Origin of the sequence: Desulfitobacterium dehalogenans ATCC 51507 (assembly GCF_000243155.2) — a bacterium.
GTDB classification, from domain to species: domain Bacteria; phylum Bacillota; class Desulfitobacteriia; order Desulfitobacteriales; family Desulfitobacteriaceae; genus Desulfitobacterium; species Desulfitobacterium dehalogenans.
Map to the genome: position 1 here is coordinate 4,200,784 of NC_018017.1, position 26,326 is coordinate 4,227,109.

Here is a 26,326-nt window from a genome sequence, read left to right on the forward strand (position 1 = left end):
TTCTTGCCCCAAATTCCCAAACGCTTGGGAATTTCACCTCCATGGCCTCACCTCCCTTCAGAGGAACCCCAACCACACTGCACCCTTTTGCTCTACCAAACTAAACTATATACCCTACAAGCACTCTGCAATGGAGTGCTTTTTTCTACCCTAAAAGGAGGCGAACTGTTTGCGAAAATTCATCTTCAAAGACGGAAACCGGGAACTCCTGCTCCCGGTTACGCCCCCGTCTTTTGCAATTGGCCATGGCATAAGGATAGAGACCATCCATATTCATACTCTCGGTGATGTTAATATAGCGGGCTATGGGACCCTTGCCTCAATCAAGATAGACTGCCTCTTCCCTGCCCGGCCCTACCCCTTTTCCCTTGCCGATGAGAATCCCTATACCTATGTGAAGACCTTTCAAAAATTCTGCGATAAAGGCAAGGTGATTCGCTTTATTATTCCTGATACCCCCGTTAATCTCCCGGTTTTAGTGGAATCCATTACTTACTCGGAGCGGGACGGAACCCATGATGTTTACGCAACCCTTGCTCTGCGCGAATACCGACCATTAAGCGCCGTAAAGGTTGAGCAAAGCGGTATGGAAAACCAATCCAGGCCGGCAGCTGTAACCGTAGTCAAGTCCTCGCCTTATATCGTCGAGAGCGGGGATACCCTAAGCGCCATCTGCCGAAAGTTTTATGGGGATGCGAACCTATATCCTAAAGTAGCTGACGCCAATAAGATTACCAATCCTCATTTGATATTTCCAGGGCAAAAGCTCGACATGCCGGATAAAAGCCAACTGGTACAAGGGGGGTGACCCATTTCCGTGGTTAAACTGTTTTTAAAAAATAAAGAGGGGAAATTCGACATAAGTCAGTTGGTCCCCCAGATAACCTGGTCCGGAAATTATCAGCAATGTGCCCGATCCCTGGATTTCAGTCTGCTGTCCTCTCCCCTTGACAAACACATCCCCGTGGTCCAATGCGACCTGGGAAATGCTATCCTGCTCATGCAGGACGATACAGTATTGTTCGAAGGTTATATCTTTGAGCGCACTAAAAATACAGGGAGCAGCACCATAGACATAGCCTGTTTTGACCGGGGAATCTACCTCAAACGCAACAAAACATCGTATAAATTCACGAATCAGACTCCGGAGGCGATTGCCAAAAGGATCTGCGCGGATTTTGATATCGAAATTGGGGAAATCGTTGACACAAGGGTTAAAATCAGCCGTAATTTTCTTGGCTCGACTCTCTATGACATCATCCAGACCGCCTACACCCTGGCCTCGTATCAGACCAAGAAGAAATATTATCTTGCCTTTAAGGGCGCCAAGCTTTATGTCCTGGAAAAGAAGGTTACCGATGAGACTTTGGTGATTGAGGGCGGCTCCAATCTCATGGATGCCAGCACATCGGAAAGTATCAGTAATCTGATTAATCAGGTTACGCTCTACGATAAAGACGACAACTTTATCCGCCATATCAAAAACGACGCCTTGATTGAGCTGTACGGATTGATGCAGGACTCTATCCGGCAGTCAGATGATGAAGATGCCGGAGGGAAAGCCCAGGAGATGCTGGATAACAATGGCCTGCAGCAGAAGATCACCATCAATAATCTTGGAAATGCGGCCAATGTCTCAGGGGGCACCGTAGTCGTCCGGGAACCTTATACAGGGCTTTACGGACTGTTCTACATTGATCAGGACACCCATACCTGGAAGAACGGCCTTTATCTCAATCAATTGGTCATCAACTTTAAAAACATGATGGACGAAAAGGAGGTGGGCTCATTGCCGAACAAGAGCGGAGAAAAGACGGCCGGTTGAAGACTCTCATTCAGCTTGGGGCCTTAGTACAGAGAAAGGAGTGACATGCAATGGAAGACAATCCTTTTACAACACTTCTGGAGACTATGCGCGGCGAAGCCAAAGGACAAATACCTACAGCTTATCGCTTAGGAAAAGTCGTCAACACCAATCCTCTCAAAGTGAGCGCTTCAGGAATACTTTTGTCAGGGGATGACCTGCTGATCAACGCAGGAATTGGGGAGCGGACTGAAACTCTATCTATGTCTGAACTATCAGGTGATCTCACCGGAACCCTTCATGGCGACTCGGCCAATCTGGCCATTGCCGGTGGCCATCTATCCGCTGCCGCCAGGGTAAAAACCAGTTTGGCTGAAGATGACACTGTCCTGCTGCTCTCCCTTGAGGATAATCAGAAATTTATCGTACTCTGCAAGGTGGTGAGCCTATGAGCCTTTTTCCCATGATTCAGCCGGAGGCGGCAAGGGTTGAAATAGCGTTACCCCTCTGCCGGGAAGTGGACTGGGACTTTGAACTGGATAGTCCGATCTATAAAAACGGCTCACCCTCTTTTGTCACCGGGGCAAGGGCCGTTTTGGTTTGGGCATGGAACGCTCTCCATACCCCCAGGTACCGGTATGAGATCTACACCTGGAATTATGGCAACGAAGTGGAGCAGTTGATTGGCCAGCCTTTTACAGATGACCTCAAACGTTCTGAGGTAAGCCGATTTGTAAGGGAATGCCTGTTAATCAATCCATATATTACAGATGTAGCCGATATAACAGTTAACTTTGCCAATGAAACAGTAAAGGTTGGCTGCAGAATAATCACAGTTTATGGGGAGGTGAATCTTAATGTTTGAAACGATTACTCCTGAAAGTATCAAAGAAAACATCCTAAATGAACTTGAGCAGGTGGATGTCCGGGAAGGAAGCTATACGAATAATCTTGTCAGCCCCACCGCTTTGGCGATCTGGAAGCTTTACGACAGTTTGAATGCCCTTATCCCCATGGTCTATGTGGATGAAACCTCCGGAGTATATATTGACAAAAAGGCTGCCAATTATGGGATCACCAGAAAATCCGGTACAAAGGCTTCCGCAGTGCTTCACTTCACAGGAGTTGACGGTAAGGTGGTTCCTAAAGGGGCGGTTTTTCTAACAGGTGACGGCTTGGAATTTGTGATTGAGTCGGCGGTTACGCTCACCGCCGGAGCAGCCAGCACCACAGCCATAGCGGCCGAAGCAGGCGAAGCCTACAATGTTCTCAGCGGCAGCATTACTCAGCAGATTGTCAGCATCTCGGGACTTACCGGCGTAACCAATGAAGCTGCTGTCGGGGGCACAGACCCGGAAAGCGATAAAAGCCTGGTGGAGAGGCTCTATGCCTATCTTCGCAAGCCGGCGACCAGCGGCAATGTTTATCATTACGAACAATGGGCTTTGGCTGTTGATGGAGTGGGCGGGGTAAAGGTAGCTCCGCTTTGGAATGGACCGGGCACGGTTAAGGTCCTGATTGTAAACCCTGCTAAAGCTCCTGTGGATCAAGAGGTTGTGACGCGTTGCGCTGACCATATCGATCAGAATAGACCCATTGGAGCAACGGTGACCGTAGAAAGTGCCTCGGCACTTACGATTAATGTGGAGGCAACCATTACTATTGAAAGTACAACCACCAAGTCCGCGGTGAAGGAAGCTTTTGCGAACAGCCTGAACGCTTATTTGCAGAGCATTGCTTTTGAAAAGTATGAACTGATTTACAATCGCCTTGCTTTTATGCTCCTGGATATCGAAGGGGTCATTGACTATGCAGATCTAACCGTTAATGGCGGCACATCAAATATTACCATTGCCGCTAATGAGGTCCCTGTAGCAGGAATGGTGGTGATCAGTTAATGGCGGAGCTGATTGAGTTATTGCCGGCCAATTACAAGAACAGTCAGGAAGTCGTAGAACTGCAGGAGGCTTTGGGAAATCAGATTGCGGCTGCAGCGGCGGCTAAAGCCGATGTGTTTAAGCAACTGGATGTTAACACAGCTACCTGGGGACTAAGATACTGGGAGCAGGCCTATGGGCTTAAAACAGATGTCTCAAGATCTTATGATTACCGCAGAACAAGACTATTAAGCAAGATGCGCGGCCAAGGTTCAACAACAAGCTCGATGATCAAAAATGCCGCGGAGAGCTTCAGCAATGGGGAAGTAGAAATTGCCGAAGATAACGCCAATTATCAATTTACTGTGAAATTTATAGGGACCAAAGGAATACCGCCCAATCTGGATGATCTTAAAGATGCTGTTGAGGAAATAAAACCGGCTCATCTGAAAGCCATCTATGAATTTACTTATCTGGTGTGGTATGAGCTTGATGCTAAAAACTGGACTTGGGCTCAGTTCGATGCTCAAGGTCTTACCTGGAATGAATTGGAGGTGCTTAGCTGATGCCAGAACAATCAGCACGATTAGGAATACCCTTACCCTTAGGAAATGAGAATGTTTCAAGGCAAGCCATCAGAGAAATGCTTCAGGCTGTGGATGATCATGCGGAAACTATCCCCGGAGCTCAAGCCAAAGCCGATGCGGCGAAGGCTGCTGCCAAGTCCTACGCGGATAGTGCCGCCGGCTCTGCAGCGGGGGCCGTGGCAAGCGCACTTGCTGCGCATAAGGCGGAAAGTATCTATTTGCAAGAAGATGAGCCATCAGCAGTGAACCATAAAACACTATGGTTTGCAATAGGATCTGAAGCAAATTTTGATGACGGTGGAGTAAATATTGCAAATGCTCAAACCAGCACTACTCCACAGGAAACTGATGGTTATTGGTTTGAGCCTATAAAAGGTTAATAAAGGAAGAGGTGGACAATACCATGGCAGATATAAACGTCCAAATCAAGCAAAGAAACGGAGAAATTTGGGATAATCTCTGCCCGAAGACAAAAGCCGAGAACGTAACCGAATCCGCGGCTAAAAGGTTTGTGTCAGATACTGAAAAAGCATCGTGGAATGGTAAGCAAACTGCTCTGGGTTTTACGCCGGAAAATGCGAGTAAAAAAGGAACGGCTAACGGGTATCCTGAACTAGATGCAAGCGGCAAAGTGCCTGCATCGCAGTTGCCATCCTATGTAGACGATGTTTTAGAGTACGCAAATCAGGCCGCATTTCCCTCGAGCGGCGAAACTGGGAAAATCTACATCGCAATAGATACGAATAAAACCTATCGCTGGGGCGGTACTGGTTATGTTGAAATAAGTGCCTCACTGGCCTTGGGTGAAACGTCAAGTACAGCCTATCGCGGTGACCGTGGAAAAACAGCTTACGATCATAGCCAATCCGCCCACGCTCCAGCTAATGCTCAGAAAAATAGTGACATCACCAAAGCTGAGATTGAGGCCAAACTTACAGGAGTGATATCTTCACACTCACACGCGTCAGGTACACCCTCTGCCCACGGAGCAACACATATCACGGGTGGTGCCGACGTAATTCCGGGTGCCGTAGCAGGCGGTAATGCCGGTCTGATGAGCGGCGTGGATAAATCAAAACTTGACGGGTTGCCTAGCATAACAGTAAATGTCACCGAACCAGAGTCTCCCTCCAGTGGAGACTTATGGTATGCAATTATTTAAGGAGGGCTTAAAATGGCCACATACAACACAGTTATAAAAAAGCGCAATGCAACGAACAATGGCTGGGATTCCGTTTTGCCGATTACCACTGCCGAGAATGTATTGATCAACGCCGAAGGAGATACTCTTGCTACGCACTTTGCGGAAAATGCGACATTACTTGATAATACAAACGTTAATAACTACGTGTTTAATACTGGTAAGAACATTACCCTGAAAAACATGCAATTATATAGTTTAAGGGTAAACCTATCATCAACGGGACCAGTAACAATTAAAATTGATAATAACCCAGCCTTACCACTGAAAAACATTGCTACATCCACACAGCTTGGGGCTGGAAAAGTGAAGCAATGGCGAGTATTCCAAGTGTGGTATGATTCTTCCGTTCCTTGTTTTTTCTTGCGGGCTAGTTCGTCAGGTAATGCCGTTGCTGGTGACGTTCTGGCTGGAAAGACATTCAGCAACGATGATGGGACGGATTTAGTTGGAATAATCCCTATCAAAAATCCAGATTTTGCCGATTCAATCCCCGCGACAAGTGCAATGGTTTTTAATAATTGGGGAGATGGTAACAATTATGCGCTATTCGGTATATCTCCAGGTACATTTATTGGTAGTGGGGTTAATTGGATTAGATGGTATCAACCTGATTTAGTTCCACAAAATATAAAAGCAGGTGTGTCTATTCTTGGTGTAACAGGCACAGGTCCTAAATATGCTGTTGGTGATACACTATCACTAAGACTCGCTTTTAATAAGGCTCCTATAGTGACTCAGCGAAGTCAACCCAATGCTAGTGACACTTATGCTGATAGGATATTTAGTTATGATAACTACATTTTAAGATTACGCAATTATAGTTCCTACGCATACCTCCAAAATGTGCCTGGGTCATCTGCCTCATGGACAGTACAGAGTCCGCCTGTAACTGGAGGTTCTGGTAGCTATAACCGTATAAATCCTATAACTTTAACCAGAAATGGCTACTTATATTTCACTATATTTCAAGGGCTTAATGAATTGCAAAGGATACAATTTTCTAATGGCGCTACTATTAGAAGTGGTGTGGCGATTGGTCTAACAGGGACATTTGAAATCGCTTCTAGTGATGATTCATATGTGTATGTGGTAGGGTGTACACCTAGTGGTAATAATCCAACTATTGTCACTATTGAAAAGTATGACCCTAATACTCTAGCTAGAATAGCAACTATCACATGCACAATACCTGGAAACCGTCCTATGCCTGCTTTTAGGGCATGTGTAGATTCTTCAGGATATATTTATATTGGATATAATATTGCTAGGTCCGGATATGCTAATTGTTGCCGGGATTATTATGCATATTGGGAGAATACTTTATGGAAATTTAACCCATCCGGTGGTAATCCTATTGTAACTTACACAATCGGCTCTAAACCAAGTAATACTACACCTAATCCTTCGGGTATGATTGAGGGTAATGGAAGAATGGGTATCTGTAATGGTATAATCTATCAATCTGACCGTATAAATACTTTGCGATCATTCAATACATCTTTGCAACTGACGGGAACTGTAAGCACTCCAACTGCCGTTTATTATAGTGATAGTGAAGAAATACGAAGAACACAAGATAATAGAGTACAAGTTAGATATAAGATATTTACAGGTAATTGTCAGCTTGTAGGTGATATAGAATCTGGTGGCGGTAATACGATAGACGATATTAAGTATATGGATGCAACTAATGCATATGGTATTTGGCGGAGTTATAGTTACGCATATCTGAATTCCATCGAACATGGTTTAAAAATTGTAAGTTAAGAGGAGGAAATCAAATGGCAGTATTTATTATGTACGAAGAAATTACCCCAGACAAGGCACGTGTGTTTTATCAAAATTATACACCAAATGACCCTATCACCGGTGTTACAGAAGATATGTTGAGTAATGAAAATGCCCGAATGCTCAATTCAATTCCAGAGCCAGAACTTCAAAATGGATATGTTTCAATTTTGTATATCAATCCAGAAACAGATGAGCTTTTTTATGAGTATTCAAGAAGTAATGATTACAATGGCGACATGAATTTAGAAGAATTAGAGCTATTAAAGAAGCAATTGAATTTAATTTCTCCATATCAAAATCCTTTATCGTTGGAAGAACATAAAGCCAATAAGGCCTATGAAATATCTAAAGAGTGTGAAGATGAAATCTTGTCCGGTTTTTATTCTGATGCCAGAGGTGAAATAGAATGGTATACCAATAGTAGAGATGATCAAAATAATTTAATTGGTCAAGCTACATTGGCTACTCTTAACCCTTCTTTTATTCCTCAGTGGAAAAGTGCCACGGAATATATCTGTACTGACTTTACAATGGAACAGATTATTAAGTTGTCAACTGATGGTGCGGTCTTTAAAACTGAAAGAATTAAAGCTTTTGATATGCTTAAGGCGCAAATATTATCTGCTACAACTGTTGAAGAAGTAGAGGTGATAGAATGGACAAAAAAAGTTTGGTAAAATATCTTTTTATTATTGTTATGATTGGAATGGTTTACCTTTCATTAGAAGCTGTTTGGAAAGGATGGACGCATGTCAGTATGCTTTTTGTTGGAGGGATTTGTGGATTATTTATTGGTCTGCTTAATCAGAAAACAAACTTAAAAGTATATAAGCAAGTCTTAGTTGGTCTTCCAGCAGTTTTAACAATAGAATTATTTTCAGGATTGTTTATTAACAAATATCTAGGTTTTGCCGTTTGGGATTACTCTGATAAGCTTGGTAATGTCTTAGGTCAAATATGCCCACAGTATTCAATATTGTGGGTTCTCCTTATCCCTTTTGGGATATGGTTAGATGACTATATTAGGTGGAAATGGTTTAACGAAGGTAGTTATTATCCTATATATGAAAATTATATAGAGCTAATAACCTTGAGGTAGGTGTTTTAGTATGTATGAAAGGTTTACAATTATTTTAAGCAACTGGTGTAATCTTAGATGTCCATTCTGTTTACAAAATGCAACTGTAAACAATGGTAAAGAAATATCAGCAGAGAGCCTTATATCATTCTTTGAAAGTGGTAAGGTTGCTCCTAAAGTATTTAAGTTAACTGGTGGAGAACCATTATCCCCACAAGTTTATGAAAAGACTAAGAAGATTGTAGAGTATGCCATAAGTAAAGGCATAAGAACACAGCTTAATACAAATGGAACATATAAATTTACAGGCGATTTTGATAAAGAACTTCTTAATTTTCAGGTAAGCTTAGATGGTCTTAAAGAAAAACATGAGTCGTTAAGGGGGAACGGTACTTTTGAAAAAACAGTGAACTTTATTAAGAGAGTAACAAAAACGGGGTACAAAGTTAATATTATGCAAGTCCTTCAAGAAGAAACTACTAGAGATGAGGTAGAAGAATTTATTAACTTCAGTGTAAATGAATTTAATATACATCCTAAATTTCAACGTATGGCCCCTTCTGGTAGAGCAAGTGGTAATAAAGAAGTTATAAATATTGATTATGATATGGATGAATTTATTGAAAACAAGGGGTGTAGTTGTAGAGGTGTAAAATATAAATGCACAACCCCAGAGGGTAAATCAACCCAAATAGGGATTGATCAACATGGGAATATTATCCCATGTCCATTGTTAGGTAAATATAAGTTTGGAACAATATTTAATTTCAACGAATTCAAAATCAGACAAGAAATAAGCAGAAAGCTAAAGGGATGCACTTGTTGTTACCCTGATGGTTACAAAGGGGAGGTTAGTTTTGGACATATTTAGTTTGAGCCTATGGAGTAAGATACTCACAAACATTACTTTAATGTTTTCTTTAACTATATTGATAATCAGTGCAAATAAAGTAGGTTTGCTTGAATATCTTTACATGCCATTAAAGAATATAAAAAGTTCCCGTATTATCATGCTTGCATGGTTTATGATTGCTACAATCTTAAGTGCATTCACGCTTGATCTCACATTAGCTTTAATATTAACGCCTATTGTTTTATTCTATGCAAATTCTAGAGGATTAAGTAAAGTAGAGATATTACTCGCCACTACCTGGGGTAACATGGTAGGAAGTGAATGGACTTACTTCGGCGGTGGAGATACAATTATTGGCTGGACTTTACTTGAACAATTTACTGGTGAACGATTAGATATCTTAACCTGGGGAAGCCTTTTTTGGCTTCCTTCTTTTTTATCTTTGGTAGGTACGGCTATTTGCTTACTTATGTTTATTAAAAATACATATGTAGAGCCCCAAGAAGTACAGTTCAAAAAACCGTCATTAAAAACTGCCGTTATCGGAGCGCTTTCAGTTATAGGTATTATTGGAGCTTTAACAGGCTTTAGTCCTTTATACATGTGTTTAATTACTTTAACGTCTTTGGTCATAGCTAGGCTTGGCAAAGATGAACTGAAGAATATGCCACTTAAGGGAGTTTATATATGGACTTTCTGCATTATAATAGGTTCCCTTATCGGTAACTTAGTTAAAAGTCATTATCAGCTTATCTTACCTGAATACTTGTACTCTTTTGCAGGGATTGTTTTGATTTTAACTATTATCTGTGGACTAACAAATATTATGACTAATACAGGTCTTACTACTATTATTCTTCCTCTTGTTATGGCTAGTCAATTTGTCGATAAAATCTGGTTGTATGTTTTAGTAACAAAAGCTATCAGCATGTGTTACCTTACTATTTTTGCCAACTCAGGTTTGGCAGTTTCGTCAAGCTATGGACTATCGCAAAAAGATATGTTTTTAAAAGGGTTACTTGTCGTGTTTGTACAGTTAGCTATATTCTCACTATACTTTTACTTTATGAGAGGACATATATCAATATATTAGAGATAATAAGGAAATTCTTACTACGTAATATACCCTTTTTGCGCAGCACCGCAACGCCAACACAGGGCGTATTTTTTATACCCCAAATCCAGGCCCGAACCCCGCCAGAGGTGGCGAGGAGTGGGGCTCGGAGCTTTCATGTTTAAAAGAGGTAGGTGATAGCCTTTGGACTTTACACTTATTACTGCCCTCATTGGGGTAGCGGCTACTTTGTCCGGAATCATCTTAGGCTGGTCGGCAAGAGCTAAGGAAGCAGAGAAGGAAGTCAGAAAAGATGCCGAAATCGACACAGCCCTCCGTACAGATATGGAGTATCTTAAGCGCGGGGTAGATGATATCCGACTTGAACAGCGTACCCAAGGGCAGCGCGTAGATGCCATGGGTGAACGCCTTACCCGGGTTGAAGAGTCATCAAAACAGGCTCACAAGCGGATTGACCGCATCGAGCAGAAAGAAGAGTAAACATGCCGCAAATCGAATGGGTAGGTACCCCCAACTTTAGGTATGGCCGCAATGCCCTCCAGCCCTTGGCCATTGTCAATCATATCACTGCCGGCTATTATCCGGGCTGCTTAGACTGGATGCAGCATCCTGGCTCCCAGGCAAGTGCACATTATTTGGTCTTAAGAAACGGCCGCATACTACAACTGGTCAAAGAGGAAAACACAGCCTGGCATGCAGGTATAGCGAATAAACCCAATTGGAACCTGTATGATGGAACGAATCCGAACTACTATACCATCGGCATTGAACACGAAGGAATGCCTGGAGATGAGCTGACAGAAGCTCAGTATCAGTCCACCCTATGGCTCCACAAACAGCTCATAACCAAGTACCCAGCGATCACCATTGATAACCGGCATATCATTGGCCATTACAGAATTGACAGTATAAACAGACCAAACTGCCCAGGGATTAAGTTTCCCTGGGCTAAATTATTTGCTGATTTGAAAGGAGAGCATGACGTGGATCATCTCGTAATCTATGCCGATGGAGACGTAGGAGCAGCGCTTTTGCTCAGCTTTAAGCTAAAATGCCCGATGGTCCATAAAGCCTTTGCTGAGAAAATCCAGGCCAAACATAAGTACTGGGTTGGGGTGCAGGGGACGAACGGCGACGGAAATGTCTACTATGCCGGGAGCGACCGGATAGAAACCGCGAAGTTAGGTTTGTAAGGAGAGATCGGCCATGGAAACCGCATTAGGTTATATCCAGAACTTTTGGGGGCTGCTGCTTGTTGTGGCAGTCTTTATTATTTATCTGATCAGCCTGGGAAGGACCAAGGCGGGGAAGATTGTGCTCTCGTTGATGCTGAGGTTGGAGAAACAGGCTGAGGAGTACGCGCTGCAGACCGGGGAAGAGAAGTTTGGTTTTGTGGTGGAAAAGGGCTATCAGCTTTTGCCCAAATATGTACGGTTGATCTTTAGTTATAAAATGTTCGTTGAATTGGCAGATAGACTCTATGATGATGCCAAGAATTATTTAATGAGCCTGGAGGGAAAGACCCTTACCGCGCCAGTTAAGGACGACAAGGAAGCTGATCCCGGATAAGCAACAAAGCCCTCTATGATTGGAGAAAATCTTCAGTAATCTTCGCAATCCGGCTTGCAGCTCGGCCATCACCATAGGGGTTAACAGCATGAGCCATGTACTCATAGGCTTCCTGATTACCCAGGAGGCGGCTCAGTTCCTGAAGAACTTTTTCATAGCTGGTTCCCACTAAAGATACGGTCCCCGCCTCCACCGCCTCCGGCCGCTCGGTGGTATCCCGGACCACCAGCACAGGAATCCCCAGGGAAGGGGCTTCTTCCTGAATTCCTCCGGAATCGGTCATAATGATATTGGCTTGAGCCATGAGGTTGACAAAGGGTTCATAGTCCAGAGGCTCAATCATATGGACCCGGGGATTATGACCTAGAACTTCATTAACTACTTGACGGACAGAGGGGTTTTTATGTACAGGGAACACCGCATAAGTATCTGGATAGTACTCTAAAACCTCCGCTAAAGCCCGATAGATCTGCCGCATAGGCTCACCGAGGTTTTCCCGGCGATGAGTGGTCACAAGAATCATGCGTTGACCTTCATTTTGGCGTAATATTTCCTTTAAGGCGGAATCAGAAAAGGTATAACCCTTCTTTACGGTGGTCAGTAAGGCGTCAATCACTGTATTTCCTGTGACATATATTTTCTCTTCCGGGACCCCTTCAGCTAATAAGTTTCTTTTGGATGTTTCCGTAGGTGAAAAATGCAAATCCGTTAAAGCTCCGGCCAATTTGCGATTCATTTCCTCCGGGAAAGGAGAGTATTTATTGCCCGTACGCAATCCCGCTTCCACATGGCCTACGGGAATTTGGGCATAAAAGGCGGCTAAAGCCGCAACAAAGGTAGTTGTAGTATCCCCGTGGACCAGGACCAGGTCGGGCCTAGCCTCTTCCAACACTTCCTTTAAACCGTTAAGGGCACGGGTAGTAATGTCCGTTAAAGTCTGTCCCGCCTGCATGAGATTTAAGTCATAATCCGGTTTAATTTGAAACAGATCCAGCACCTGATCCAGCATTTCCCGATGCTGGGCAGTCACAGTAACCTCACAGTGCAGAGACGTTTTTTTCAGGGCCTGAACAACGGGAGCCATCTTAATCCCTTCAGGCCGTGTCCCGAAGACTACCATAACCTTTTTTCCTTCCACTTGAATACTCTCCTTCCAGCAAAATAGCTTTCTTTTGTCCGGGTCGCGTAGCTTTGCGCACAACGGTCACTTTATAGCTCCAGAGCTGGTCAACCCGCTTTCTTAACAGCTCCGCCAAACCCCGCTGCTTTCTGCATGCGAACCAGTGGCTACGCTACGTTAAGAAAGCATCGTTGACCCGATCGCTCTTCCGCTAAAGCCGTTCCCTTTTGTACGCAAAGCTACGTTTATGGGTCTTTGTCAGCTCTTTTTGGGGACTTCTTAAGAATCTTTTTCGAGCCGGCCATGCCGCAAGCGGCACCGGCAAAGGTTGAAAAAACGACTCGGATCAGTTAGCATTATCTGACAACGCGCTGCTCAAACCCGAAAAGCAGCCCAAGGATTTTGCTTTACAAGCAAAATCCTGGAGAATCAACTTTCAAACCTCTTTCAGTCCAGTACTGCAAAGAAAGGGCTAGGAGACCCTAGCCCTTTCTTTCTTCTATTGAGCTGAAGATTCCAGCTGGATGAGCTCTAATTCCGCTTCAGCCGCCATCTCCAAAGCCAGTGGATCCGGGTAGGGATAAAGGAAAAAGACGCGTTTTATACCGGCATTAATAAGGAGCTTAGTACAAAGCACACAAGGCTGAAATGTAGTATAGATATCCGCTCCATTAATAGAAACCCCATGCTTGGCTGCCTGAACCAAAGCATTTTGCTCCGCATGAACCGCCCGGCAAATCTCTGTCCGTTCCCCGGAAGGGATACCCAGCTGTTGTCTGAGGCAGCCCTTTTGGGCACAATGACTCAGCCCTGTAGGACTGCCGTTATAACCGGTGCTGAGAATCTGTTTATCCTTAACGAGCACAGCACCCACTTGACGGCGCAGGCATGTGGAACGTCCTGCTACGACTTGTGCCATCTGCATAAAATATTCATCCCAACTGGGTCGCTCTATCTTTTTCATTTCGTACCATATAACCGATCCCCGGCGTCACCGAGACCGGGAATGATATAGCCGTGGTCGTTTAAATAATCGTCCACTGCCGCCACAAAAATATCCACATCGTCATGGTAGGTGTGAACTTCTTTGATGCCTTCCGGAGCGGCTATTAAACACATGAGCTTGATGTTTTTTGCTCCTCTGTCCTTCAGGAAGGTAATGGCCGCAGCAGCGGACCCCCCCGTAGCCAGCATGGGGTCAATGACAATTAAATCACGTTCTTCTACATCGGTAGGGAGCTTGCAGTAGTATTCCACCGGCTTCAGTGTCTCCGGATCCCGATAAAGTCCTACATGGCCAACTTTGGCTGTGGGGATTAATCTCAGCATCCCGTCCACCATTCCCAGACCGGCTCTTAAGATAGGAATCAAGCCTACTTTGCGTCCTGCTATTGCTTTTGCTGTCATAGTAGCTACCGGAGTCTTCACTTCCACATCTTGCAGAGGAAAATCCCGGGTCACTTCATAGGCCATGAGCATGGCTACTTCTTCTACCAGTTCACGAAAGTCTTTGGACCCTGTGTTTTCGTCCCGGATTAAAGATAATTTATGCTGTATTAAAGGATGGTCCAGAATATGAACTTTTGCCATGGGTGTCAACTCCTAATCTAAATTTGGGTAGAGAGGGAATTCTGCACAGAGTGCTGTAACAATATCCCGAGCTTTGGCCGCCCCTGCTTCATTGGGTTCCGACAAAGCAATGTTGATGGCTTCGGCAATTCTTTCCATTGCCTGAGCATCCATGCCGCGGCTGGTCACAGCAGGGGTGCCAATCCGGATGCCGCTGGTTACCATTGGGCTGGCCGGATCATAGGGAATAGTGTTCTTGTTCACCGTAATACCGACCTCATCTAAAATATGCTCCGCTTCTTTCCCTGTCAAGCCTTTAGGCCGTACATCCACAAGTATCAGATGATTGTCCGTGCCTCCAGAAACGACGCGGAAGCCTTTTTCAGCCAGAGCTTCTGCTAATACTTTAGCATTCTCCACAATCCGTTTTTGATATTCCACAAATTCCGGTTTTAACGCTTCACCAAAAGCAACGGCCTTTGCCGCAATTACATGCATCAAGGGGCCGCCCTGAATGCCGGGGAAGATGGCTTTATCGATAGCTTTAGCAAATTCTTCTTTGCATAGAATCAGCCCCCCACGAGGCCCCCGCAGAGTTTTATGTGTGGTGGTGGTGACAAAATGAGCGTAGGGAACAGGGCTTTGATGAAGTCCTGCTGCGACTAAGCCCGCAATATGGGCCATGTCTACCATGAAATAAGAGCCTGCCTCATCGGCGATTTCTCTTAAGCGGGCAAAGTCGATTTGTCTGGGATAGGCACTGGCTCCCGCTACAATCATCTTAGGGCGATGCTCAAGGGCTAATTTGCGCACCACATCATAATCAATTCGTTCTGACGACTGATCTACGCCATAGGCAACAAAGTTATAATACACGCCGGAAATATTAACGGGGCTGCCGTGGGTTAAATGCCCCCCATGGGAAAGATTCATACCAAGAACCGTATCCCCAGGTTTAAGCATGGCAAAATATACGGCGGTATTAGCTTGGGCGCCGGAATGGGGCTGGACATTAGCATGTTCTGCGCCAAAAAGCCTTTTCACTCGCTCCCGGGCTAAATCCTCAACAATATCCACATACTCACAACCGCCATAATAGCGTTTTCCCGGATACCCTTCCGCATACTTATTCGTTAGAACGGAACCCTGGGCTGCCATGACGGCTCTACTCACAAAATTCTCTGATGCAATCAGCTCGATTTTATTGCGTTGTCTCCCTTCCTCCTGGGCGATAGCCTCCGCTACTTCGGGATCCTGAGGGAGAATCCATTCCTTAATATAATCCATATTACCCACTCCTACCTCCATAAATTAAGAAAACCTGGCTTGAGCGCGAATACATTGCCGACCAGCTATACTACAGGATACATCGCCCTCGGACCACCAATCAGCCGTGGTCGGGTTCTGGCCATGGTAAGGTGAGCATGGCCAATTTCCTTAATGGAAGGGCGTATAGGCACAACCACCGGCCGCAGGTGCATCCCGATAAAGGTATCTCCCACATCAATTCCAGCATGACCGCGAATGGTTTCCACCATCATAGGTTCCTTATAGGTCTGCCAAGCCTTAACCGCCATGGAGCCCCCTGCTGATAGCGAGGGGACAACGGTTACGGCATCAAGGCCGTAATGCTCCACACAAGCTTCTTCCACCACGAGAGCGCGGTTCAAATGTTCACAGCCTTGGACAGCCAGATAGAGTTCCCGTGCCCTGACTTTGGCCAGCAAAGGGGGAAGAAGGGCGTCAGCAACCTCTTCGCTGCTTGCCTTCCCGATATGTTGTCCCATAACCTCACTGGTACTGCAGCCAAGAACGACAATTTGCCGGGGTCTTAAATTAGCTTGAGAAAAGAATTCATCTAAAACCTGATTCCAAGCTTTATTCATATCCTCAAAATTCATCGATGATTGCCTCCCTACAGGGGATTAGAGTGTCTCTCCCTTTTCAATAGAACTGATGAGTTCGACCCGACAGGCATGCCGTCCACCGGCAAAAGGAGTTTTAATGAAACTATCCACGATATCCAAGGCTAATCCTAAACCGGTGACTCTGCCTCCGAGGGCCAAGACATTGGCATTATTATGTTCCCGCGCCATACGTGCCGAATAGGTCTCAGTGCAGACTGCAGCACGAATACCCGGCACTTTATTGGCAGCTATAGAGATTCCTAAGCCCGTCCCACAGACCACGATTCCTAAGTCTGCTTTGCCTTTATTTATTGCATCACCCACAAAAAAACCATACCTGGGGTAATCCACGGAATCTTTAGTGTTTGTACCGAAATCCAAGATCTCGATCCCTTGGTCTTCTAAATGGGCACGAATCTCATTTTTAAGTTCGTACCCGCCATGATCTGCTCCTAACGCGATTTTCAAAAGGGACACCTCCAATTATCTATAGCAGTTTTCTACATTAATTAGACAATCCCTGCCTATGGCTATGAAAAAGGAATTTTCACATAATAACCATCGATCATTAGTTTGTCCATCATTTTCCAAAGCTATTATCGCTGTCCCTCCAGGCTTGTTTTGACCTCATAAAGCAATGCCGCCATGTCCTCAGCACACCGGCGATACCGCTCAACACTTCCGCCCCAAGGATCTGAGATATCCTGATGGCTCCTTTCCCTTACCCAGCTACCCAACCTTTTGATTTTTGGGGCGAACTCAGGGAAAGCCTCCTTAAGCTGCATCTCATGGGTACCGGTCATGGGGACAATCCAATCCGCAGTAGCCAGCATTTCTCTACGCACTAAGCGTGCTTGATGGGAAGTGAGATCGATGCCTTTTTCCTTTAAGACTTGAACCGCTTGAACACTGGCGGGCTCCCCCTCCCAAGCTGCTAAACCTGCGGATTCCACTTGAATATCCGGTCCCAAAATCTCCCTCGCCAAACCTTCAGCCATGGGGCTTCGGCAGGTATTTCCAGTACAGATAAATACAATTCGCACAAATGATTACTCCTATCCCAGTAACATTCTTAATCCAATGATAACAAGGACAAAGCCTCCGACGACTTCAGCCCGTTTTCCTAACCAAGAACCTACATAACGGCCGAGGACCAAACCGCTCCCCATCATAATTCCAGCCACAGTGCCCATGACCAGAACGGTAAGCCCGATCCGGCTATCCACTGTCCCTAAAGAAAATCCTACACTAAGGGCGTCCAAGCTCACACTGGCTGCCAAAGCATACATACCGATACCACTTAGGGAAACCCCGGTCGGCAATTGTTTACGATTAAGAGCCGGTCTTGCTTCAGAAAGGGGGATATATTCCGCCTCCGGCCTCCAGACATGGAAAATCATACGTCCCCCTAACCATAGAAGAACCAGGGAACCGATCCCTCTGGCTAAATGGCCAAGAAATATTCCCAAGGTCTGTCCCAAAAACAGCCCTCCTAAGGGCATAAAAACATGAAAGACAGCAACCAACAGAGAAAGCCTCAAGGTCATCCTTTTTCCGACTCCTACGAGACCGATAGCCAAGGCCAGAGAAAAGGCATCCGCCCCTAAAGCAACGGACAGAGCCAATATCCATGCAAGATTCAATCCCCATTCCTCCTGTTCGAAGGGTAGAATACAATATCTCTGTATTCTATGCTATGGGGGGAGGTTGCATGCTTACACCCGAACAATCCTGTGCCCGGAAGCCTTCTGCAACCGATTCATGATCGCGAAGCCCAGACCCTTTTCCGAGACTCCTTCGGCCAGAATAATGTCCATATCCTGTTCATCACAGAGCCTTAATCCTTCGTAGAGATTCCCGGCCACCTCTTCAGGAGCATTCTCTGACCCTAAGACAAAGAGCAGATCCGGAAGCTGGCTATGCAGGTCCGGTGCACTCTCCAGGGTACAGAGGATGCCTACTTTCTTTAAACGGGAGTGTCCTTTGCGAATCTCGTCGCTCATTTTGCGGATAATATTTTTCCTCTCCCCAATAAGGAGGGTCAAATCTCCTTTCGGAGCATAATGGCGATACTTCATCCCCGGAGCCTTAGGGGCCTGATTGGGTGAAGGATGATCCACCACCACTTCTCCCAATACTTCTTCCAGCTCTTCCTTGGTGATACCTCCCGGACGAAGAATGGTAGGAACTTCACCGGTCAAATCCAAGACCGTGGATTCAACACCTACAGAACAAGTCCCCCCATCCAAAATCATGGGGATCTTGCCTTTTAAATCCTTCCAGACATGAATTCCCTGGGTAGGGCTGGGCTTGCCGGAAAGATTGGCACTGGGAGCAGCTATAGGAACCCCGGCTTCCTTAATGAGCTCCAAAGCTACCGGGTGCTTGGGCATCCGAATGGCCACAGTTCCTAGGCCTCCGCTGACCACATCCGGTACAAAGGCGGTTTTTTCCAAGACAAGAGTCAAAGGGCCTGGCCAAAATTTTTCTGCACAAAGGGCTGCTTGAGGCGTCCATTCCTCCACCAGCCTTTTGACCATTTCCAAGTCTGAGACATGAACGATGAGAGGATTATCCTGAGGCCTGCCCTTGACTTTAAAAATCTCTTTGCAGGCGTTGGCATCCATGGCATTAGCCCCTAAACCATAGACCGTCTCGGTAGGCAAGGCCACCAACTGCCCTTCACGAATCAGCTGGGCCGCCTCCTTAATCCACTCCGTCTCAGGATGCTGTGCATTGATCGTGACCCGTTTTGTTTGCAAAATTCTCACCTCGCGAAAACTACCCGATCTCTCCCCCCCAAATCCTGAAAGATCCGAGTGTGGAAACCCTGTTGCTGAAAAAGTCTTGCTACCGAATCTCCTTGCTGCCAACCGATCTCGACAAGGATCATACCCTTTTCTTTAAGTAAAGAACGGGCTTCTCGGGCAAGTTCCCGATAAAAATCTAAGCCGTCTACTCCCCCCAGAAAAGCCATACTCGGTTCTTTAGCTATTTCCGGGGCGAGTTCGCTGTATTCTTCTTGAGTTACATAGGGTGGATTGCTTACGATGAGATCCCAAACATCTCCTCGAATGGGTACCAAGAAATCCCCTTGACGCCATTTGATCCGCACTCCCAGACGCTCTCCATTGAACTGCGCCACGTCCAGAGCACTCCTGGATAAGTCTGTCCCTACAACCTCAGCTTGAGGCCAATAGTGGGCAATGCTGATCGCTAAAGCTCCGCTTCCTGTACAGAGATCCGCAATGCGGGGGGGAGCTCCACCACCGGCCTCATCCGCCGAGTGCTTCCATTTCTTTTTTATCTCCAGAACCTTTTCCACAAGGATCTCTGTATCTGCCCTTGGAATAAGAACTCTTTCATCTACATAAAAATCAAGCCCCATAAATTCTTGGTGCTTTAAAATATACTGGAGTGGTTCCCGTTCGGCCCTGCAGCTAATCAGCCGTTTATAAGCGGCCTCCTGATCAGAACTAAGAGCTTGGTCTCTCTCCAAATAAAGTTGTTCCCGCCTTAAGCTGAGAATATGCCCAAGCAGGAGATCCGCATCCCAGCGCGGATTTTCCACTTGGGCAAGGTTTAATTCTTGCTCTCCCCATAAAAGAGCATCAATGATACGCATTATGCCTCCGATTTCAGACGCTCAGCTTGATCCGTAGTGATTAAGGCATTAATCACCTCATCCAGCTCTCCTAACAAGATGGAATCTAAGCGATGAAGGGTCAAGCCAATGCGATGATCTGTCACCCGACCTTGAGGGAAGTTATAGGTGCGGATTCGCTCACTGCGATCGCCGGTTCCCACCTGACTGCGGCGTTCACTGGCCAATTCTCCCATAGCCTCTTCCTGGGCACGTTCCAATAGACGAGCCCGCAAAACCCGTAGAGCTTTTTCTTTATTTTTCAGCTGGGATTTCTCGTCTTGGCAAGAGACAACGGTACCTGTGGGAACGTGGGTGATGCGGACCGCTGATTGGGTGGTATTGACCGACTGTCCCCCGGGACCGCTGGAGCAGAAAATATCAATCCGCAAATCGTTGGGGTTGATATCGACATCCACTTCTTCCGCCTCGGGAAGCACCGCTACCGTGGTGGTGGAAGTATGGATCCGACCGCCGGATTCTGTAGTAGGTACCCGCTGCACCCGGTGGACACCGCTTTCGAACTTCAGTTTGCTATAAGCCCCTTGTCCTTCAATAAGGAAGATAATCTCCTTAAAGCCCCCAATATCGGTGTAACTGGCGCTGAGGAGCTCCGTACGCCAGCCTTGATGCTCCGCGTATTTGGTATACATTCGATAAAGATCTCCGGCAAAAAGAGCCGCCTCTTCTCCACCTGCGCCGGCGCGGATTTCCATAATGACGTTTTTGTCATCATTAGGATCTTTGGGTAAGAGCAGAATTCTCATTTTCTCTTCTAACTCATCCCGCTTTTCAGTTAGTTCCTCGAGCTCCAGCTCGGCCATTTCCTTAAACTCAGGGTCTAATTTTTCCTCAAGAAGACTTTGTGTCTCTTCAAGATGTTTAAGGATCTCCGAATAGTCACGGAAGGCTTCCACAATATCCGTCATTCCTGCCTGAGTTTTGGCATACTTTTGCCATTCAGCCTGATTGGCAATGACCTCGGGGTCGCTTAAGAGCTGGGTAAGCTCATCATAGCGCCTTTCAATTTCAATTAATTTTCTTTGCATTTATTACACCTCAAGTAGCCATTTAATTTTTGGATTTCCAAGGCTTCTTGCACTAATTTTATACACCTTATGGTGAAAGAAAAAGCAGAGCATGCGCTCCGCCTTTTCTCTAGCAACGACCGCAGGCCGTTGTTCATATTACATGCCATATTTCTTCTTAAAGCGATCCACTCGTCCACCACTATCAACAAAACGTTGAACACCGGTATAGAAGGGATGGCATTTAGAACAAATTTCCACCTTAATATCTTTCTTAGTGCTGCCGGTAGGAATTACTTCCCCACATACACAAGTGATAGTGGTTTGTTCATATTTAGGGTGTGTCTTTTCTTTCATGTCGTCACCTTCTTTCCCAACCGAGTCGTCAACTCTAAACATTGTAGCACATTGGCTTCATACAGGTCAAGGCAAAAAACATAGAATGCTTCAATGCCCTCAACTATTTTTTTCGTTAAGAACCGAGTCGTTTTAGGTTGGGTTTCGGGGCAAATAGGGCTTGGGGTCAACAGCTTTCCCATTCAAGCGAATCTCAAAATGAAGATGGGGACCCGTACTTCTTCCCGTATCTCCCGCCAAGGCGATACGATCCCCCTGCTCAACCCACTCTCCTGGACGTACCAGGAGTTTTTGATTATGGGCATAAAGGCTTTGCACTCCATTACCATGGTCCAAAAGCACGGTCAAACCATAAATATCGATCCATTGGGCTTTAACGACCTTGCCCTCGCGAGCGGCAAGAATTTCCGTTCCGTGGGGAATGGCAAAATCAATACCATGATGAAATTCTCCCTTTCGCCAGCCATAATCTGAACTGATGGGGCCAGAGACCGGCCAGCTCCAGGTTAAGGATGCCCCGCGGGATAAGGCTTCGACCACCGCAGGGATCTCCTGAACGGTATTCTCCCGAATGGTCAGTGTAGCCTCAGGGTTCGCGATTACCGATGGATTATCCAACAGAATCTGAGACCTGGTCGTCTGATACTTTTTAGCCAAATCGTCAAGGCTTTGTCCTTCTTGAAGTGTGACTACAGAATAGGTAGCCTGTTCTTCTTGAGAAAAAGCATCGGAAGACCAGGCATTAATCCAGAAACAACACATAAACAGGAGGGCACACCCTTTACGATACAATGCCCTCTGCCCATGTCCTTCATTATTCATTGTTAAATAACCACCTCAAGGGTAGCTTTACCCATGTCCAGGTAAAAAATACCTACTGGACACCCTTCATGGCATAAGCGGGCTTTTTGTCAAAACGATGCCGTGCCTCAATAAAGCGGACTGTCCCCGTTTTTCCACGCATAACCACAGTATGGGTTAGGGCTCCTTGGGAAGTAAAATGCACACCTTTAAGCAGTGGGCCTTCTGTGATACCGGTAGCTGCAAAAAAGACATCATCAGAGCAGACCAGATCATCCATCGTTAAAAGTTTATTGATATCATGAACGCCTAACTTCTGAGCCCGCAGGATATCCTCATCATTCTCCGGCCAAAGCCTTCCCTGCATTTCTCCGCCTAAACACCGTAAAGCAGCCGCAGCCAGTACCCCTTCCGGAGCTCCGCCGATCCCCATCATGACATCTACTCCGGTTCCCTCAATAGCACAAGCCACCGCCGGCGATACATCTCCGTCAGTGATGAGGCGAATCCGGGCTCCCGCCTCCCGAACCTCATGAATGATCTTATCATGACGGGAGCGATCCAAGATAACTACGGTAAGGTCATCCATACTCTTGCCCAGAGCCTGAGCCACATTGGCTAAATTCTCTTTGACCGGGGCATCCAAGTGTATTCTGCCTTTGGCTTGAGGTCCGACGGCAATTTTATCCATATACATATCCGGAGCATGTAAGAGGCCGCCTTTTTTGGCTATAGCGACCACAGCAATGGCTCCGGCTAAGCCTTTGGCTACACTATTCGTTCCTTCCAAGGGATCGACGGCTACATCCAATTCCGGAGCTTCTCCGCTTCCTACTTTTTCACCGATGTAGAGCATGGGAGCTTCATCCATTTCCCCTTCACCGATGACAACCGTCCCCTGCATACGAATCGTGTCAAACACTGAGCGCATGGCTTGTACTGCAGCATCATCTGCGGCTTCTTTATCTCCACGACCAACCCAACGAGCCGAAGCCAATGCTGCCGCCTCAGTAACCCGGGCAAATTCCATGGTGAGTTCCCGTTCCATGGCCATTTCATTATTCATGATGATCCCTCCAAATTATTTAACTCCAACCTAATCCTAACTCAATGAGAAATGAGTTGCATCTTTTATCCATTTCGCAAAGTCTTGGCTGCTTTACAAACAACGATTCCACTATTCATAAACACCATCTGTAATTGTCCCATACTTTTTTTATAGATGCAAGGCAGAGTACAATGTGCTAAAAGAAAAGCTCTATCAGCCGAAAATCGTCTGCCAGAGCTTTTATTTAAAATTTATCATTGCTAACCGCCACTTATAATCCTGCTATTTAAGCTTTTGCCAATCGGCTAAAAACTTCTGAATGCCGGCCTCAGTCAAGGGATGCTTAAAGAGTTGGCACAAAACATGAAAGGGAACAGTGGCATAATCCGCACCGGTTTTGGCCGCTTCCGTCACATGAACAGGATTACGGATACTGGCAGCGATGACTTTCGTCTCTAGTCCATGGACTCCAAAAATCTCACAAATATCAGCCAATAAAAGAAGTCCATTTTCACCGATATCATCAAGTCTGCCCAGGAAGGGGCTAACATAGGTCGCTCCCGCCCGAGCGGCAAGCAAGGCTTGAACTGCTGAAAAGATTAAGGTCACATTGGTTTTAATGCCCTCGGCGTTTAGAACTTTGACCGCCTTGAGCCCATCTTCCGTCATGGGAATTTTGATGACGATATTGGGGTGCATGGCGGCAAGCTCCCGAGCCTCTTGAAGCATCCCAGCCACATCTAAAGCAATCACTTCGGCACTAATAGGGCCATCAACAATTTGAACGAGCTCCTGCAAAAGCTGGTGAAAATCTCTTCCTTCTTTGGCTACCAGACTGGGATTGGTGGTTATCCCCCCGATGACTCCCATGTCCCATGCCTGCCTAATCTCCTCCGGGTTGGCTGAGTCCAATAAAAATTCCATGACACTCCTCCTCCTTAGGCTTTTCCACTGCTCCCAAAGAGCCGGATCTTCTCCCGGATGATCTCGACGGTGGCTTCCCGTGCCGGTCCGAGCATTTTCCTGGGATCAATCTCCTGGGGATAATCAGCCATTACTTTGCGGGCAGCGGCTACGAAGGCCTCCCGGATGTTTGTATCAATATTGACTTTACATACCCCCAGGGAAATAGCTTTTTGAATGGCTTCATCCGGCACTCCTGACGATCCGTGAAGCACGATGGGGACATTAACCCTCTTGCGGATCTCTGTCAAGCGTTGGAAATCAAGCTTAGGCACTCCTTTATATTGACCATGGGCAGTACCGATGGCAATGGCTAAGGCATCCACTTTCGTCTCACTGACAAAACGCTCAGCCTCTGCGGGATCAGTAAAGAGAACTTCTTTCTCACTGACGGTAATATCGTCTTCCGTTCCACCGATCTTACCCAGCTCTGCCTCTACGGAGACTCCGAGAGGACGGACTGCTTCGATGACTTTATTGGTCAACCCTATATTCTCCTCCAAGGGAAGCTTCGATCCGTCAATCATAACGGAAGTAAAGGAATTTCTTACACAACTCATAATTTGAGCAAAACTGGTTCCATGATCAAGATGGAGGGCCACAGGCACGCTGGCTTTCTCAGCTGCCAAACGGGTCATGGTAGCTATATATTCAATTCCCGCATATTTAATCGCTCCTTGGCTTGCCTGAACGATAACCGGGGATTTTTCTGCTTCTGCCGCACTCACAATGGCTTGAACAATCTCCATATTATTGCAATTAAATGCTCCCACTGCGTAGTGCCCTTTCTGGGCGTCAAGTAAAAGCTGAGCCATTGGTACCAAACTCATTCTTATTCCTCCTCAATTACCTTACAAAAATGTCCGTGCTGTGTACAATTTAACAGTACGGTCTTATTCTCATCCAAATTCACGGATGTCATTCCCTCGAAGATCCGAATGTTTTCCGTGTTTTCTCCGTAAATCACACCTACCGCATCGCAAATCTCACAATAGAGCTCGATGCGGTCCGGCAAGAGCTCAAAGGTTAGATTATGGTTGCCGCATTTACAACCTAAAGCTCCGTCCCTGGCTAAATTATGAAGATGGTCCAGGAGTTTTAGCATAACCTCCGGATTCTCAAATTCATCCTCATAGCCCAGTTCCGAAGCCAGTTCAGCGATGGATTTCTCCCGCTCCTGACAAGCTTGGGCTACCTTTTGTTTGGGACCGACAAAGCCTGTGGAAGCCTCTACTTCCGGGCATAGCAAAGGGATGGCGTTCTTGCCCCAAAAGGCTCTTCTCTTTAAGCGCAGATAATGTACTTTACCACAAAAAGCACAATTAAAGGAAACATTGAAATTCTTGTGGTCTCTGCTCGCCACAGACATTAAGGATTCGCCGCAACGGCAATATAAACTTTCACGTCCCTTACCTGAAAACGCAAAAAGTGAAAGGGCGTGAAACTCTAATTCTCCACATTTGGGACACTGCATAGCAACGGATGTATGGGTTGTCAGGATCAATTTTCCCACCTCTTTCTACTCGAAACTATACTTCGGCAAGTGGGGGGGTTTTTCCTCCATCTTTTATCTAAAAAAATAAGAGGTAACCTCACAACAATTAATGCCATGGTACCTCAAAAATTCCGAAACAAAATCAATTTTTGACTAAAAATCTATACTATATAATTTATTTGAGCAAATCGCGAACCACATCCCGCAGCTCAAAAAGGTCGAAAGGTTTGCTGATATAATGCCTTACTCCTTGCTCTTGTGCTCTCTCCATATTTTGTGCATCCCCATAAGCAGTCATCATGATGACCTGGACATCCTGGTTAAAGGTACGAATCTCCTTGAGGGTATCAATCCCATTCATTTCCGGCATTTTCATATCCATAATAATTAAGTCCGGCTTGTAATCTTCGAGTACACGCAGGGCTTCATTACCGTTCTCCGCCATTTTTACCAGATGGCCCTCCTCTTTAAAGGCTTCAAAGAGGAGCCTTCGCACCCCCATTTGGTCATCTACAACCAAAATATTAGCCATAAATTGCCCCCTCTCCTCTAGTGAT

At 45.9% G+C, this 26,326-nt stretch carries 34 protein-coding genes; 16 read left to right on the forward strand and 18 right to left on the reverse strand.

What is annotated here, in order from left to right; genetic code table 11:
- The first annotated feature begins 169 nt into the window (after window positions 1-169).
- The 16 genes from DESDE_RS20040 to DESDE_RS20115 all read left to right on the forward strand — a co-directional run bounded on the left by DESDE_RS20040 (window position 170) and on the right by DESDE_RS20115 (window position 11,838).
- A complete protein-coding gene (locus DESDE_RS20040) occupies window positions 170-808 on the forward strand; it encodes a LysM peptidoglycan-binding domain-containing protein (RefSeq protein WP_014795851.1) in 639 nt (212 codons plus the stop codon).
- A gap of 9 nt (window positions 809-817) precedes the next feature.
- Window positions 818-1,825 (forward strand): XkdQ/YqbQ family protein, encoded by a 1,008-nt coding sequence (locus DESDE_RS20045; protein ID WP_014795852.1) that lies wholly within the window; start codon window positions 818-820, stop codon window positions 1,823-1,825.
- 50 nt (window positions 1,826-1,875) lie between these two features.
- Window positions 1,876-2,256 (forward strand): DUF2577 domain-containing protein, encoded by a 381-nt coding sequence (locus DESDE_RS20050; protein ID WP_014795853.1) that lies wholly within the window; start codon window positions 1,876-1,878, stop codon window positions 2,254-2,256.
- Entirely contained in the window at window positions 2,253-2,669 is a 417-nt protein-coding gene (locus DESDE_RS20055) for a DUF2634 domain-containing protein (protein WP_014795854.1), read from the forward strand. Before DESDE_RS20050 ends, DESDE_RS20055 begins: the two co-directional genes overlap by 4 nt.
- Window positions 2,662-3,702, forward strand: coding sequence for a baseplate J/gp47 family protein (locus DESDE_RS20060; RefSeq protein ID WP_014795855.1), 1,041 nt, complete (start codon window positions 2,662-2,664; stop codon window positions 3,700-3,702). The genes DESDE_RS20055 and DESDE_RS20060 overlap by 8 nt, the downstream gene beginning before the upstream one ends.
- Window positions 3,702-4,247: a YmfQ family protein gene (locus DESDE_RS20065; RefSeq protein ID WP_014795856.1), complete on the forward strand. Its 546-nt coding sequence runs from the start codon at window positions 3,702-3,704 to the stop codon at window positions 4,245-4,247. The genes DESDE_RS20060 and DESDE_RS20065 overlap by 1 nt, the downstream gene beginning before the upstream one ends.
- Window positions 4,247-4,648, forward strand: coding sequence for a hypothetical protein (locus DESDE_RS20070; RefSeq protein WP_014795857.1), 402 nt, complete (start codon window positions 4,247-4,249; stop codon window positions 4,646-4,648). The genes DESDE_RS20065 and DESDE_RS20070 overlap by 1 nt, the downstream gene beginning before the upstream one ends.
- Window positions 4,649-4,671: 23 nt before the next feature.
- Entirely contained in the window at window positions 4,672-5,430 is a 759-nt protein-coding gene (locus tag DESDE_RS20075; protein ID WP_014795858.1) for a hypothetical protein, read from the forward strand.
- Between the two features lie 12 nt (window positions 5,431-5,442).
- Complete coding sequence (locus tag DESDE_RS20080) at window positions 5,443-7,239, forward strand: hypothetical protein (protein ID WP_014795859.1); 1,797 nt, start codon at window positions 5,443-5,445, stop codon at window positions 7,237-7,239.
- A gap of 14 nt (window positions 7,240-7,253) precedes the next feature.
- On the forward strand, window positions 7,254-7,940 hold the full coding sequence (locus DESDE_RS20085; RefSeq protein ID WP_014795860.1) for a DUF4376 domain-containing protein: 687 nt from the start codon (window positions 7,254-7,256) through the stop codon (window positions 7,938-7,940).
- On the forward strand, window positions 7,919-8,362 hold the full coding sequence (locus DESDE_RS20090) for a putative ABC transporter permease (RefSeq protein WP_014795861.1): 444 nt from the start codon (window positions 7,919-7,921) through the stop codon (window positions 8,360-8,362). The genes DESDE_RS20085 and DESDE_RS20090 overlap by 22 nt, the downstream gene beginning before the upstream one ends.
- A 10-nt stretch (window positions 8,363-8,372) precedes the next feature.
- Window positions 8,373-9,212, forward strand: a complete 840-nt coding sequence (locus DESDE_RS20095) for a radical SAM protein (RefSeq protein WP_014795862.1) — start codon at window positions 8,373-8,375, stop codon at window positions 9,210-9,212.
- Window positions 9,199-10,287: an SLC13 family permease gene (locus DESDE_RS20100; protein WP_014795863.1), complete on the forward strand. Its 1,089-nt coding sequence runs from the start codon at window positions 9,199-9,201 to the stop codon at window positions 10,285-10,287. Before DESDE_RS20095 ends, DESDE_RS20100 begins: the two co-directional genes overlap by 14 nt.
- 165 nt (window positions 10,288-10,452) lie before the next feature.
- Window positions 10,453-10,749, forward strand: coding sequence for a hypothetical protein (locus DESDE_RS20105; protein ID WP_014795864.1), 297 nt, complete (start codon window positions 10,453-10,455; stop codon window positions 10,747-10,749).
- Between the two features lie 2 nt (window positions 10,750-10,751).
- Entirely contained in the window at window positions 10,752-11,462 is a 711-nt protein-coding gene (locus tag DESDE_RS20110; protein WP_014795865.1) for an N-acetylmuramoyl-L-alanine amidase, read from the forward strand.
- A gap of 13 nt (window positions 11,463-11,475) precedes the next feature.
- Complete coding sequence (locus DESDE_RS20115; RefSeq protein ID WP_014795866.1) at window positions 11,476-11,838, forward strand: hypothetical protein; 363 nt, start codon at window positions 11,476-11,478, stop codon at window positions 11,836-11,838.
- Between the two features lie 13 nt (window positions 11,839-11,851).
- Here DESDE_RS20115 and wecB read toward each other — a convergent pair whose 3' ends face one another.
- The 18 genes from wecB to DESDE_RS20205 form a co-directional block, all read right to left on the reverse strand.
- A complete protein-coding gene (gene wecB / locus DESDE_RS20120) occupies window positions 11,852-13,039 on the reverse strand; it encodes a non-hydrolyzing UDP-N-acetylglucosamine 2-epimerase (protein WP_041917313.1) in 1,188 nt (395 codons plus the stop codon).
- A 418-nt stretch (window positions 13,040-13,457) separates the two neighbouring features.
- Window positions 13,458-13,922, reverse strand: coding sequence for a deoxycytidylate deaminase (locus DESDE_RS20125; protein ID WP_014795868.1), 465 nt, complete (start codon window positions 13,920-13,922; stop codon window positions 13,458-13,460).
- Window positions 13,919-14,548 carry a uracil phosphoribosyltransferase gene (gene upp, locus DESDE_RS20130; protein ID WP_014795869.1) on the reverse strand — a complete coding sequence of 210 codons (630 nt, stop codon included), beginning with the start codon at window positions 14,546-14,548 and terminating at the stop codon, window positions 13,919-13,921. The genes DESDE_RS20125 and upp overlap by 4 nt, the downstream gene beginning before the upstream one ends.
- A 12-nt stretch (window positions 14,549-14,560) precedes the next feature.
- Window positions 14,561-15,814, reverse strand: a complete 1,254-nt coding sequence (locus tag DESDE_RS20135; RefSeq protein WP_014795870.1) for a serine hydroxymethyltransferase — start codon at window positions 15,812-15,814, stop codon at window positions 14,561-14,563.
- 65 nt (window positions 15,815-15,879) lie between these two features.
- Entirely contained in the window at window positions 15,880-16,428 is a 549-nt protein-coding gene (locus tag DESDE_RS20140) for a TIGR01440 family protein (RefSeq protein ID WP_014795871.1), read from the reverse strand.
- 24 nt (window positions 16,429-16,452) lie between these two features.
- A complete protein-coding gene (rpiB, locus tag DESDE_RS20145; protein WP_014795872.1) occupies window positions 16,453-16,902 on the reverse strand; it encodes a ribose 5-phosphate isomerase B in 450 nt (149 codons plus the stop codon).
- Between the two features lie 128 nt (window positions 16,903-17,030).
- Window positions 17,031-17,477 (reverse strand): low molecular weight protein arginine phosphatase, encoded by a 447-nt coding sequence (locus DESDE_RS20150; RefSeq protein ID WP_014795873.1) that lies wholly within the window; start codon window positions 17,475-17,477, stop codon window positions 17,031-17,033.
- 12 nt (window positions 17,478-17,489) lie between these two features.
- On the reverse strand, window positions 17,490-18,077 hold the full coding sequence (locus tag DESDE_RS20155; protein WP_014795874.1) for a manganese efflux pump MntP: 588 nt from the start codon (window positions 18,075-18,077) through the stop codon (window positions 17,490-17,492).
- Window positions 18,078-18,149: 72 nt separating this feature from the next.
- Entirely contained in the window at window positions 18,150-19,196 is a 1,047-nt protein-coding gene (locus DESDE_RS20160) for an L-threonylcarbamoyladenylate synthase (RefSeq protein ID WP_014795875.1), read from the reverse strand.
- A gap of 5 nt (window positions 19,197-19,201) precedes the next feature.
- A complete protein-coding gene (prmC, locus tag DESDE_RS20165) occupies window positions 19,202-20,059 on the reverse strand; it encodes a peptide chain release factor N(5)-glutamine methyltransferase (protein ID WP_014795876.1) in 858 nt (285 codons plus the stop codon).
- The gene (gene prfA / locus DESDE_RS20170; protein WP_014795877.1) at window positions 20,059-21,126 is read right to left on the reverse strand and encodes a peptide chain release factor 1; all 1,068 of its coding nucleotides are present in this window, start codon (window positions 21,124-21,126) and stop codon (window positions 20,059-20,061) included. The genes prmC and prfA overlap by 1 nt, the downstream gene beginning before the upstream one ends.
- Window positions 21,127-21,264: 138 nt before the next feature.
- Window positions 21,265-21,462 carry a 50S ribosomal protein L31 gene (gene rpmE, locus DESDE_RS20175; protein WP_014795878.1) on the reverse strand — a complete coding sequence of 66 codons (198 nt, stop codon included), beginning with the start codon at window positions 21,460-21,462 and terminating at the stop codon, window positions 21,265-21,267.
- A gap of 132 nt (window positions 21,463-21,594) precedes the next feature.
- Window positions 21,595-22,284 carry a M23 family metallopeptidase gene (locus tag DESDE_RS20180; protein ID WP_014795879.1) on the reverse strand — a complete coding sequence of 230 codons (690 nt, stop codon included), beginning with the start codon at window positions 22,282-22,284 and terminating at the stop codon, window positions 21,595-21,597.
- A 52-nt stretch (window positions 22,285-22,336) separates the two neighbouring features.
- The gene (gene glpX / locus DESDE_RS20185; RefSeq protein WP_028305648.1) at window positions 22,337-23,311 is read right to left on the reverse strand and encodes a class II fructose-bisphosphatase; all 975 of its coding nucleotides are present in this window, start codon (window positions 23,309-23,311) and stop codon (window positions 22,337-22,339) included.
- 282 nt (window positions 23,312-23,593) lie between these two features.
- A complete protein-coding gene (gene fsa, locus DESDE_RS20190) occupies window positions 23,594-24,235 on the reverse strand; it encodes a fructose-6-phosphate aldolase (protein ID WP_014795881.1) in 642 nt (213 codons plus the stop codon).
- A 14-nt stretch (window positions 24,236-24,249) separates the two neighbouring features.
- Window positions 24,250-25,104 carry a class II fructose-1,6-bisphosphate aldolase gene (locus tag DESDE_RS20195; protein ID WP_014795882.1) on the reverse strand — a complete coding sequence of 285 codons (855 nt, stop codon included), beginning with the start codon at window positions 25,102-25,104 and terminating at the stop codon, window positions 24,250-24,252.
- Between the two features lie 2 nt (window positions 25,105-25,106).
- Complete coding sequence (locus DESDE_RS20200; RefSeq protein WP_014795883.1) at window positions 25,107-25,778, reverse strand: hypothetical protein; 672 nt, start codon at window positions 25,776-25,778, stop codon at window positions 25,107-25,109.
- A 166-nt stretch (window positions 25,779-25,944) separates the two neighbouring features.
- The gene (locus DESDE_RS20205) at window positions 25,945-26,301 is read right to left on the reverse strand and encodes a response regulator (RefSeq protein WP_014795884.1); all 357 of its coding nucleotides are present in this window, start codon (window positions 26,299-26,301) and stop codon (window positions 25,945-25,947) included.
- Window positions 26,302-26,326: the final 25 nt, after the last annotated feature.